Genomic DNA, 12,176 nt, shown 5'->3' on the forward strand with positions numbered 1-12,176 from the left:
ACTAGACACTCAAACCGCCAGCATTCCAGGCCTTAAAGTACTAGACACTCAAACCGCCAGCATTCCAGGCCTTAAAGTTTTAGACACCCAAACAGCTTAAGGAGTACCCTATGTTTACTTCTCTAAAAATAGCACTTGGTTTAGCAAAACCAGCTCGTAAAAAAGTAAAATTGCCTGAAGGTTTAAATCACCTTGAAGTTATCCAAGCCAGAGCTTGGTGGAAGTAATTTGTTAGATACTGATGATTAACCATCAGCCATAAAAAAGGAGCATAAGCTCCTTTTTTGTTGTTTTGAATTTGAATTTGAATTTTGATATAGCAAACTAAAATGAATTTAGCCTTCTATTCTAAAACGGCCATGTCGCCGTACTTTCATATCAGCCAAGCGTTTGTGAGTACTAAACAATGGGTAAGTCAGTGGACCTAATATACAACCGACACATCCCCACCGCTTTACTGCTAATCCATGCTTATAAGCTGCGAAACCAAATAAAAAACCACTACTAATACTCAATAAAACAAGCATGAATAACCAACTGAACTGCATTATCGTTGACTCCAAATAACTCAGCTAACGTAATCCCTACCTATACATCATTACGACTCATCTTTGACTCGCAACTAATCATGTTAACGCCATAAGATCGAAACTATTACAGTTTAATAGCGAAATATCATCCTCATCGTTTACGCTGTCATCCTTAACTTACCATACTAAACAACGGGTATTATACCGTAAGGAAGTATATAGCTGATTAAAAATCAGGCAAAAGTATACCTTCATTAAATAAAAAAGCGGCAATATATTGCCGCTTTTTTACAACTTGATAACCAAAGGTTATCAATAATAAACACTAGGTTTACTTTTTATAAAATTGGCTGCCATCGCTAGCCATTTTGACTAACGTATCGCACGGTGCGAAACGGTCTCCGTACAGTGATTGATAACCTTGTAAAGTCGCGACTAAATTACTTGCACCTAAGGTGTCGATATAACGGAATGGACCACCTAAGAATGGCGGAAAGCCGATACCGAATATAGCACCGATGTCACCATCTCTTGCCGAGGCAATAATGCCCTCTTCAAGACAACGAACAGCCTCATTGAGCATCTGAATCGTACAACGCTCTGCCACACCTTTTGCTTCTTTATCTGAAGCGATTAAGATATCGAGAACCTTGTAAACGGATTCATCAACCAATTTGGCTTTTTTAGCTTTAGGTCCATATTGATAGAAACCTTTGCCATTTTTACGACCCTTACGGTCATCGGCTAATAACTTGTCAAAAGCTGCAGGCGCTTTAAAACGATCGCCAAGTTCTTTTTCTAAAATCGGCGAAATTTTAGCTCCTACGTCAATGCCCACTTCATCAAGCAAAGTCATCGGTCCCACAGGGAAACCAAACTTCACTAATGCGCGATCTAGATGCTCAATACGCTGACCTTCTAGTAATAATTGCGCAGCTTCGTTCATATACAGGGCAAGAATACGGTTAACATAAAAACCAGCACCGTCTTGAACCACAATAGGTGTCTTACCTTGCTTGCGTGCAAACGCCACTGTGGTAGCAATCGTTTCTGGTGATGTGGTTTTATGGGCAATCACTTCAACTAATGGCATTTTTTCTACCGGAGAGAAGTAATGTAAACCAATCACATTTTCAGGACGACTTGCCGCAGCAGCAATCTGACCAATAGGTAATGAAGACGTATTAGAAGCAAAAATGGTGTTCTCACCACATTCACGCTCAACATCTTGAACCATTTTATGTTTAAGCGCTAAATCTTCAAATACCGCTTCAACAACGATATCGGCATCTTTAATGCCAGTATATTCTGTCGTCGTTGTCATTAATGCCATAATATTGTCACGCGCTATAGGTGTCATATGACGACGCTTAACGCCTTTATCTAGCAGCTTGTAAGCATATGATAGTGCGTTACTTAATCCCTGCTCTGAAATGTCTTTTACACGCGCTGGAATTTTAGCTTTAGTGGTTGTTACAGACGCAATACCACCGCCCATTAAGCCACCGCCTAATACCATTACTTTTTTAACTTTACGTGGCACAGCGCCTTCAGCACCAGTTTCTTTTTTCATTTCTGTGGTGGCAAAAAACAAGCTACGTAATGCTGCCGACTCTTTCGACATCACCAAATTAGCAAAATGAGTCGCTTCAACCTCAAGCCCTTTCACCATGCCTTTATTCATACCTTGACGAACACAATCGATGATTTTAGCCGGTGCAGGATAATTACCTTGGGTTTTCTTTAATACTTGCTTACGCGCTTGATCAAAAATAATATCGCGAGTAAACGAAGTTGATTCTAAAAATTGATTAATTTTAGATTGCACGACAGGCTTTGCGGCCTGTTTACCTTTTTTCGCTAGCTCAACCGCAGTTTCAAGCAAAATTGAGTTAGGCACAACATCATTCACTAAACCCATTTTTAACGCTTGCTTAGGACGAATTTGTTTACCCGTTAACATCATATCAAGAGCAGTTGTAATACCCACTAAACGAGGCAAACGTTGAGTACCGCCACCACCAGGCAATAAACCCAGTTGCACTTCTGGCACACCTAGCATGGTTTTTTTATCGTCACTGCATACGCGTAAATGACACGCTAGCGCTAACTCTAAACCACCACCTAAACAAGCACCGTTGATCGCGGCAACAACTGGAATAGATAATCCTTCAAGCTCAGCAAAAACCACATGCCCTTGTTGTGACAATGTTTTGGCTTGCTCTTCATTCTTACAAGCAGCTAACATGGTAATGTCGGCACCGGCAACAAACGAATCTGCTTTACCTGAAATAACAACGAGACCTTTGATACTGCTGTCAGCTTTGATTTCAGTTAATATTTCACTGATTTCAGGGCCAAATTGCTCTTTTAAGGTGTTCATGGTTTCGCCAGGAACGTCCATTGTTAAAATGGCAATACCATCGTCACGACGAGCTAAATTAAATGTTTTTTCCATGCTCATTACTCCACCTCCAAAATCATTGCTGCACCTAAACCACCTGCAGCACAAGCAGTTGCTAAACCAGTACCACCACCACGACGCTTAAGTTCATTACACACTTGGGTAATCAAACGCGTACCGGTTGCTGCAAAAGGATGACCATAAGCCAAAGAGCCACCCAGTACGTTAAACTTACTCATGTCGATTTCGCCAATTGCGCGGTTACGACCTAATTTTTCTTCAGCAAACTTTTTAGAACCAAACATCTGCATATTTGCCAATGTTTGTGCAGCAAATGCTTCGTGCATTTCAATCAGCGTTAAATCTTCTAATTCCATTCCAGCACGTTTCAATGCTAATGGCGTAGCATACGAAGGCCCCATTAACATGTCTTGCCATACATCGATAGCCGTAAACGCATAACTCTTGATGTAACCAATAGGTTGATAACCTAGAGCTTTAGCGCGACCTTCACTCATTAAAATAATGGCTGAAGCACCATCAGTTAATGGCGTACTGTTGGCGGCAGTAACGGTACCGTGCTTGCGATCAAATGCGGGACGTAACTTGGCGTAAGACTCTAATACAGAGTTTTCACGGATATTGTTGTCACGGTCAATGAATTGTTTATATGGCGGAATATGAGCTGTCATGACTTCATTGCGAAGATGACCTGAGTTCCATGTTTCGGTCGCCAATGTATGCGAACGGTGTGCTAACGCATCTTGATCTGCACGGCTAATATTGTATGTCTTAGCCATTTGTTCGGCGGTTTGCCCCATAGACAAACCGGTTGAATACTCAGCAACCGCAGGCGGTACTGGCATTAAGTCTTTCAAGCCTAAACGACGTGCAATCGCAAATTTCTGCTTAAAAGTACGTGCTTTATTTAAATCGACTAAAGCATGTGCAAGCTTTTTGGATACCCCAATAGGTAATACTGAAGACGAATCTGAACCACCCGCTAGGCCGATTTCAATATTGCCGGTCATAATTGATTCAGCTACGTTAACCGCCGACTGAAAACTGGTTGCACAGGCGCGGGTAACAGAATAAGCATCTGTTGATACATTCATTCCAGTGCCAAGTACAATTTCACGGGCAATATTGGGTGCCGCAGGCATTTGTACAACTTGGCCGTAAACAAGTTGTTCAATTAACTGAGGGTCGATTTCAGAGCGAGACAGCAACTCATTAACCACCATTTTGCCCATATCTAGCGCGGATACGCCATGAAAGGCTGTTGCTTGTTTTGCAAATGGTGTTCTTAAACCGGCAACAATCGCAATGCGCTCACCCCGGGAATTTGTTACTTGTTGTCTATCACTCATGTGTCACCCTCTATTATTGTTAGCTTATCTCGGCACCGCCGGTAAGTTTCTATTTTTGCCAGATAATCTGGTCAGACCATCAAAGTGTGATCTGATTCTAACTTTTTATTGAATAGTTTTAAACAGGCGTTTACAACTATCTACTTCATAAAGAGTTAAATTGTGTTAATCCTACTAGCCAAAAACCAATAGAATTCATAACATAGGGTGTAATAATCCCAATGCCAACTAAATAAATTGAGTACAGCTATGCCGTTAAGTCGTTTCCACTCACTACGCACCTATTTAGATAATGTTGTCTTAGGTCAACCCGTATTAACTGAAAACTTGCTGATAGCACTTATCGCAAACGGACATTTATTGGTTGAAGGTCCTCCTGGTTTAGCCAAAACCCGTGCAGTGAAAGCATTATGTGATGGAGTGGAAGGCGAGTTTCATCGTATTCAATTCACTCCCGATTTACTGCCAGCCGATTTAACCGGTACTGATATTTATCGTCAGCAAACGGGGACATTCGAATTTGAAGCAGGGCCAATTTTCCATAATCTAATCCTAGCAGATGAAATTAACCGTGCCCCAGCTAAGGTTCAGTCAGCGCTTTTAGAAGCAATGGCTGAAGGCCAAGTTACCGTGGGTAAAAATAGTTATCCTTTACCGCCACTATTTTTAGTGATGGCAACACAGAATCCGCTAGAAAACGAAGGGACTTACCCACTGCCAGAGGCGCAATTAGATCGTTTTTTAATGCACTTAAACCTCGATTATCCTAGCGCAGAAACCGAAGTCGAAATCTTACGACAATCGCGTAAAGAGGCCAAAACACATCAGTTGCCCACGATAGACCCCGTCGCACAAGCCGATGTGTTTGCAGCAAGAGATCAGGCATTAGATATTTACTTAGCTGAACCGTTGGAGAAATACATCGTTGAAATTGTGATGGCGACTCGACAACCTGCTCGCTACAGTGCTGATTTAGCTAAATGGCTTGAATATGGTGTAAGTCCTCGGGCCACGATTTCATTAGAACGCTGCGCCAGAGCGCGTGCTTGGTTATATGAGCGCGACTTTGTATCACCAGAAGACATTCAAGCTGTTGCGCCTAATGTGTTACGTCACCGTTTGTTACTCAGTTATCAAGCGCAAGCGGAAGGTGTTACGGCAGATCAGGTGATTGATCACATTCTTAGTCAAGTTGCCGTACCGTAAATGTTGCAGCGCCAGCACCTATTATTAAGCATGATTAGATTATGATGAACCCAACTAATTCATTACCACTTTACAGTGATGGTGTGAGCTTGAATGAGCAAGAGCTTATTGCTTGCCAAAGCTTATCCCGTGCCATACCCGATCGCCAATCACGGGCGAAAGCGGCATTGTCTGGTCACCGAAGCAGCCAAATAAAAGGCCGCGGTATGGAGTTTGCTGAAGTGCGTCATTATCAAAATGGAGATGACGTTCGTACTATTGACTGGCGAGTTACTGCTCGAACAGGTGTTGCGCATACTAAGTTGTTTGTTGAAGAACGCGAACGCCCTATCCTGCTATTAATAGACTTGAGCCACAGCTTATACTTTGGCTCCCAGCTACTATTACAATCGGTGCAAGTGGCTCATTTAGCCACCACGTTAGGTTGGAATGCCATTAACCATGGCGATAGGCTCGGGGCATTAATTGCCAGTGAAAGCACTCACTTGGAGCTAAAACCACGTAGTCGCCGTCAAGGTATTTTACAGTTAACCTCAGGATTAATTGATGTCCATCAACAACAATTAAACCAAATAAATCAATTATCACCCGATCCCGGCCATATGTTTAAAGCCTGCCAACGACTACAGCGTATTGCTAAGCCAGGGTCACTTATTTGGATTATTACTGACGGCCAGCATATCAACCAGCAATGTTTAGCGCCTTTAACCGAGTTGTCGCGTCACTGTGATATTGGTGCCTTTGTGGTAACAGATCCATTAAGACAGGGAACCTTAGCGTTACCCAAACAATTTTCTCTACCCGTACGAGATGGCCAACAACAACTGACCCTAACACGTCAAAGTTATGAAGCCTGGTTAAGTACCCAGCAACAGCAGTTGCAGCAATTCGTCTCATTAATGAATATGATAAAAGTACAACCTAAATTCATCGATGCCGCTAAACCGCTCAGTGCACAATTGGATATTTTACGTTAAATGACCACAGCTAATTTACCAACACAGCCATTGCCTATTGACGCCAAAGCCTCCGCTTTAGCGCAAATGCAAGATATTGTATTACCAGAGCCAATTAGTGCAGTGCCTATCGCACCTGGATATTGGATAATTGCAGCTGTATTAATAACCTTAGCAATCTGGTTAATTAAGCGTTTATATAAACAACATCAATATCATGCACCACGAAAAATAGCGCTGACGTTACTAGATAGCTATGATATTGAAGATGATACCTTTGCGGCACAGGTTAACAGCTTACTCAAACGCACCGCACTTACCTATTTACCGCGTGAACACCTCGCTAAACTCAACGGTCAGCCTTGGTTTGATTGGTTAGATACTCGCCTCGCCTCTGGCCAGCAACATAAAATTGGTCAACTATTAGTTAAGCGACATCAAGCAAGTGGTTTAGATCAAACCGAAAAAGCCCAATTAAAATCTTTAGCAAAAGCCTGGCTAAGCAATAAACGTCCTTTTAGTGATGCAACGTTATCATCCAACAATTCACATCTGGAGGCCAAATGCTAGCATTTTACTGGCCATGGTTATTAATCTTACTGCCGCTTCCGTTGTTGATAAAACGCATCAACATACATAATGTCGGCGGACATTTACAGCTACCCGGCATCGCGACAACGGTTACAGCGTCCAGCTCAGTAAACCGAAAAAGCAGCAGAAAACGTTACTGGCTAATGTGGATATTGTTGTTGTTAGCAATAGCTCGACCACAGTGGCTTGGCGATCCCATAGAATTACCGGCAAAAGGCCGTGATTTAATGATTGCGGTAGATTTATCCGGCAGTATGCAAATTGAAGACATGGTAATAAATGGACAAACTGTTAACAGGTTTACCCTAATACAACATGTACTTAGTGACTTTATCGAACGTCGTAAAGGTGACAGACTCGGACTTATTTTATTTGCTGATCATGCTTATTTACAAGCACCACTCACTTTAGACCGCCGCTCAGTTGCCACATTTTTAGATGAGGCGCAGATAGGTTTAGTCGGCAAGCAAACCGCTATCGGTGAAGCTATTGCCCTGGCGGTTAAGCGCTTTGATAAAGTTGACGAAAGTAACCGAGTACTCATTCTGTTAACGGATGGCTCTAATAATGCGGGTAATATTGAACCAGAAGTCGCCGCTCAAATTGCCGCGAAACGAAACATCACCATTTACACTATTGGGGTTGGAGCCGAAATATTAGAACGCCGAACTATTTTTGGTAAAGAACGAATTAATCCATCAATGGACTTAGACGAAGACCAACTCAAAAAATTAGCTGCCATGACTAAAGGCCGTTATTTTAGAGCGCGAAATAGTGAAGAGTTAGCCAGCATTTATCAAGAAATAGACAAGTTAGAACCGGTGAGTCGAGATCAATTGAGTTATCGTCCCAAAAGTGAGTTATTTTATTGGCCATTATTAATGTCATTATTGCTCAGTTTTCTAATTAGTTTGCAACAACAATGGCCTGCTCAGTTATTGGCTAAAACCAACCAGACTAAAACTAACCAAACCAAAGAGGCGAATCAATAATGATCCATTTTATTCGCCCTGAATGGCTATTGGGGTTCATTCCAGTATTGATATTAAGTGCATTATTTTGGCGTAAACACAGCCAGCAATCAGCATGGAAGCAGTATATCGCCCCACATTTAAGTCAGTTGCTTATCAGCCAAACGGTTGAGAAAAGTCATCAGCCCAAATGGCTATTAATTGCCTGTTGGATAGTCGCCGTGATTGCGCTTTCAGGGCCGGCATTGAATAAACAAAATCTGCCGGTATTTGCTACCGAACAAGGTCGAGTACTCATTATGGATATGTCTCAGTCCATGTATGCCACCGACTTAAGTCCAAATCGTTTGTCCTACGCTAAATTTAGAGCGACCGACTTATTAAATGAATTAAAAGAAGGCGAAACAGGGTTGATTGCCTATGCTGGTGATGCTTATACCATTAGCCCGTTAACACGCGACAGTGACACCATTTTAAACTTACTGCCAACATTATCACCCGATATTATGCCCACTAAAGGATCTAACTTAGCAGCGGCGTTATCTCTAGCAGAAAAACTATTGGCTCAAGGTGGCCATGCCAGGGGCGATATTATTGTCATGACCGATGGCATTTCTGCACAACAATTTAATCAAGCAAGCAGTGCACTTGACAGCCGTTACCGTTTATCGATCATGGCTTTTGGCAGTAAACAAGGTGCGCCAATTCGCTTAGCTGATGGTCAATTACTGCGTGATAGTAGTAATGAAATTGTCGTCGCTAAAACCGATTACGGTCTATTACAAAAACTAACCCAACAACATCAAGGGATCCTTGTACCGGCCCAAACCGATGGCAGCGATGTGTCCACTCTAACCAACTGGCTGGCAACTGATGGCAAGGCAACAGAAACTGAGCTTGCTGGCGAGACTTGGCAAGATCTGGGTCCATATTTAGCAATGTTATTAATCATCCCGATGTTAATGAGTTTTAGACAAGGATTATTAACCCTTATGCTTAGCCCTAGCTTACTATTCGCTACTGCAATGACATTTAGTCTAGCCAACAGTCAGCCAGCACAAGCCTCTGTGTGGCAGGACTTATGGAAAACTAAAGACCAACAAGCACAGTCTGCATTTGAACAAGGTGAATTTTCACAAGCAGCGGAAACATTCGAAAACCCACAATGGCAAGCATCGGCACAATACAAAGCCGGTAATTATCAACAAGCACTCGAAGGATTTGAGCAAGATAGCAGCGCCCAAGGTTTATACAATCAAGGTAATGCCCTGATGCAACTGGAAGATTATCAAGAGGCTATTAATCGTTATCAACAAGCCATTGATTTGCAACCTTCTTTTACAGAAGCACAACAAAATCTTGACGTGGCTAAAAAAAGACAAAAACAACAAGAAAATACCGATCAACAAAATGAATCTAAACAAGATCAATCAGATAATGGCCAACACTCTGACCAGTCGAGCAATGACCAATCTAATTCAGACAAGTCTAATCAAGACTCAAACTCTTCGCCTTCTGAACAATCGCAATCAGATGAACATAACGATGAGCAAAAGAATGAGCAAGATCAGCAAAACGGACAAGCTAATAACGAGCAACAATCACAAAGCAGTAACTCAGATGATAAAGCGGCTGACGCTGAAGATAAGCCCAAAGGCACACAACAGCAGGCTAATGACCCGTCTCAGAACGAAAAAGGCGCGAACCAATCTCCTGATGAACAAGCTGGGGTTGAACCATCATCCGATGACAGTCAATCTCAACAAGGTGATCAATCTGCCAATAGCGATGACTCAACAATGAGCAATGAAGCCAGTATGCAAGCAGAGTCTAATGATGAAAATGAGTCAGCTAAAAAGCAGCAAATGACTACATCGGCTGAACAAAACAATCAACCAGCACAAGCTGAATCTGCGCCATCAAACGTCATATCGGCTTCACAAATAAATCAAGATGATTTACCTGCAGATATGCAACGTGCTCTTCGCGCCATAAACGAAGATCCACAAGTATTAATCCGCAATAAAATGCAGCTTGAATATCAAAAACGTCGTCAAAATAGTCAACCGCCTAAGGAAAATGAACAGTGGTAATCAGAACTTTTTTTAGCCTATTGCTATTCATCATTGCAGCACCGGTATTTGCACTTAGCCAAGTACAAGCTACCATCGACCGAAACCCAATTGTTACAGGCGAATATTTCGTACTCGATATTATTGCCGATGATGATCTAAATGCGGGTGCATTAGATACTTCTGTATTACTCGATGACTTTATTGTTGGAAGAACCAGTGTTGGCCGTAGCACTAAAATGGTTAATTTTGACACCACCAAAGAAACTCGTTGGCAGGTATTATTGTCACCTAAGTCAGCAGGCAACGTCACCATACCAGCGTTTAACATCAAAGGGATTAGCTCAAAGCCAATTACCTTAAAAGTTATTCCACAAGGTTCACCTGCTGACGAAGTACAAAACGTATTTATTAAAATCAACACTAATGCCTCTGAAGCTTATGTCGGCCAATTAATCACTTATAAAGTGAAGCTATACCTTGCAGTAGAATTACAACGTGGAGTGTTAAGTGCACCCGTTATTGAAGGGGCGCAAATCAAGCAAATCGGCGAAGACAAAGATGGCAGTGAGATCATTGATGGCCGTCGCTTTAGAGTGATTGAACGCACTTACGGTATTATTGCCGATCTGCCAGGGGAGTTAGTTATCAATGGCGCCAGTTTCTCAGGCGATGTACTTGTTGAAGCGCCTAGACGCGGGGGTATGTTTGGCTTTAATGAAAGTCGGCCAATGCAAACAGAAGCTGAAAGAGAAGTGATCCAAATTAATCCAACACCGCCAAGCTACCAAGGAAAATGGTTAGTCAGCGATATTGCAGTATTAAAAGAGACGTGGCCAGACGATATCAGCGAATTTGAAGTTGGCAGCCCAATTACCCGCACAATTAGTCTGATTGCATCAAATACCGATGACACTAGTTTACCCGACATTGATATTCCACTGGCCGACGGCTTAAAAGCCTATCCAGAAAAACCGTTAAGACAAACTTTTGTCCGCGATAATCAAGTGGTATCACAATACAGTATCACTACTGCTATTGTGCCAACAAAACCAGGCACTTACACTCTACCAGAGATAAATGTACCTTGGTGGAACCCACATCTTAAAAAGCAACAATTTGCCACATTACCCGCCCGCACGATTAACGTGGTAGGCAGCACAACGGCTACGACAGATATTCCACCTGCAGATACTTTTAGTGCCGTTCAAGACAGCGGATATTGGCCGTTACTGAGTGCGGTTCTGGCGGTATTATGGCTCATCACTTTAGTCTTATGGCGTAAAGCTGCATCGATAAACCGCACGTTGCCGCAATCTAATCAAGACAATAAAAACCTCAAAACACCTAGAAAAACAGCAACTACCGGACTCAATGCAATTATTCATGCATGCGATCGTAACGACAGCAGTGCTGCTATTATTGCGATACAAGCCTACTTTAGCGAGCGTTTAGGCAAATTGATGACCTTGACTCAAATTAGCGGTTTATCAGAACAATTGGCGTTTGCAATGAATAAGCTACAAGCAGACAAATACAGTAATAAGCCACAAGCGATTGATAAAAAATCGCTAATGGATGCTATTTTGGCTTATCAACAACCCCCTCTCGACAATAAAAAATCAATAATCGCGGAGCTAAATCCATAGCATTAGAAGGCTAAATAGTAGGTGGATTCTGCTATTTAGCTTGCTATTAATCCTCCTCCTTTTTAAGCTGTTACATATTATTAACTCAAAAAAGTTAAAAAATGTTTGATTCATTGCGAAAGAAAAAGTCCGAACCCGCGGTCTTATCTGAGATGCTAACAAAACAACGACGATACGATAGCCTGGTCAGGGCTCTTCACACCGACATATTTCGCTACGCCTTTTGGTTATGTGGTGATAAGCATGTTGCTGAAGATATTACTCAAGAAACGTTCTTAAGGGCGTGGCGTTCATTGGACTCATTAAATGACGAAAAAGCGGCCAAAGCCTGGCTAATTACCATTTTAAGACGGGAAAATGCCAGACGTTTTGAGCGTAAACAATTTGACTATAGCGACGTAGAACAAGATTTACTTGAAGATGTACT

General features: G+C 42.1%; 9 protein-coding genes. 7 read left to right on the plus strand and 2 right to left on the minus strand.

Going from position 1 to position 12,176, the window contains the following annotated elements; translation table 11 throughout:
- Positions 1-861 precede the first annotated feature (861 nt).
- Both fadJ and fadI read right to left on the minus strand, forming a co-directional pair.
- Positions 862-2,988, minus strand: a complete 2,127-nt coding sequence (fadJ, locus tag CXF78_RS04925; protein ID WP_041413635.1) for a fatty acid oxidation complex subunit alpha FadJ — start codon at positions 2,986-2,988, stop codon at positions 862-864.
- Between the two features lie 5 nt (positions 2,989-2,993).
- Positions 2,994-4,304 (minus strand): acetyl-CoA C-acyltransferase FadI, encoded by a 1,311-nt coding sequence (gene fadI / locus CXF78_RS04930; protein ID WP_011638126.1) that lies wholly within the window; start codon positions 4,302-4,304, stop codon positions 2,994-2,996.
- Between the two features lie 249 nt (positions 4,305-4,553).
- Between fadI and CXF78_RS04935 the strand changes: the two genes are divergently transcribed.
- The 7 genes from CXF78_RS04935 to CXF78_RS04965 all read left to right on the plus strand — a co-directional run.
- On the plus strand, positions 4,554-5,510 hold the full coding sequence (locus CXF78_RS04935; RefSeq protein WP_011638127.1) for an AAA family ATPase: 957 nt from the start codon (positions 4,554-4,556) through the stop codon (positions 5,508-5,510).
- Between the two features lie 41 nt (positions 5,511-5,551).
- Positions 5,552-6,487 carry a DUF58 domain-containing protein gene (locus CXF78_RS04940; RefSeq protein WP_011638128.1) on the plus strand — a complete coding sequence of 312 codons (936 nt, stop codon included), beginning with the start codon at positions 5,552-5,554 and terminating at the stop codon, positions 6,485-6,487.
- The gene (locus CXF78_RS04945) at positions 6,488-7,036 is read left to right on the plus strand and encodes a DUF4381 domain-containing protein (protein ID WP_102036149.1); all 549 of its coding nucleotides are present in this window, start codon (positions 6,488-6,490) and stop codon (positions 7,034-7,036) included. It abuts the gene before it with no gap.
- On the plus strand, positions 7,030-8,049 hold the full coding sequence (locus tag CXF78_RS04950; RefSeq protein ID WP_102036150.1) for a vWA domain-containing protein: 1,020 nt from the start codon (positions 7,030-7,032) through the stop codon (positions 8,047-8,049). The genes CXF78_RS04945 and CXF78_RS04950 overlap by 7 nt, the downstream gene beginning before the upstream one ends.
- The gene (locus CXF78_RS04955; RefSeq protein ID WP_220491729.1) at positions 8,049-10,121 is read left to right on the plus strand and encodes a VWA domain-containing protein; all 2,073 of its coding nucleotides are present in this window, start codon (positions 8,049-8,051) and stop codon (positions 10,119-10,121) included. The genes CXF78_RS04950 and CXF78_RS04955 overlap by 1 nt, the downstream gene beginning before the upstream one ends.
- Complete coding sequence (locus CXF78_RS04960; RefSeq protein ID WP_102036152.1) at positions 10,115-11,749, plus strand: BatD family protein; 1,635 nt, start codon at positions 10,115-10,117, stop codon at positions 11,747-11,749. Before CXF78_RS04955 ends, CXF78_RS04960 begins: the two co-directional genes overlap by 7 nt.
- 101 nt (positions 11,750-11,850) lie before the next feature.
- Positions 11,851-12,176, plus strand: a 326-nt coding sequence (locus tag CXF78_RS04965) for a sigma factor (RefSeq protein WP_308302237.1), incomplete at its 3' end; no start/stop codon positions are given.

It is taken from the genome of Shewanella sp. 11B5 (assembly GCF_002836795.1).
Taxonomy (GTDB): domain Bacteria; phylum Pseudomonadota; class Gammaproteobacteria; order Enterobacterales; family Shewanellaceae; genus Shewanella; species Shewanella frigidimarina.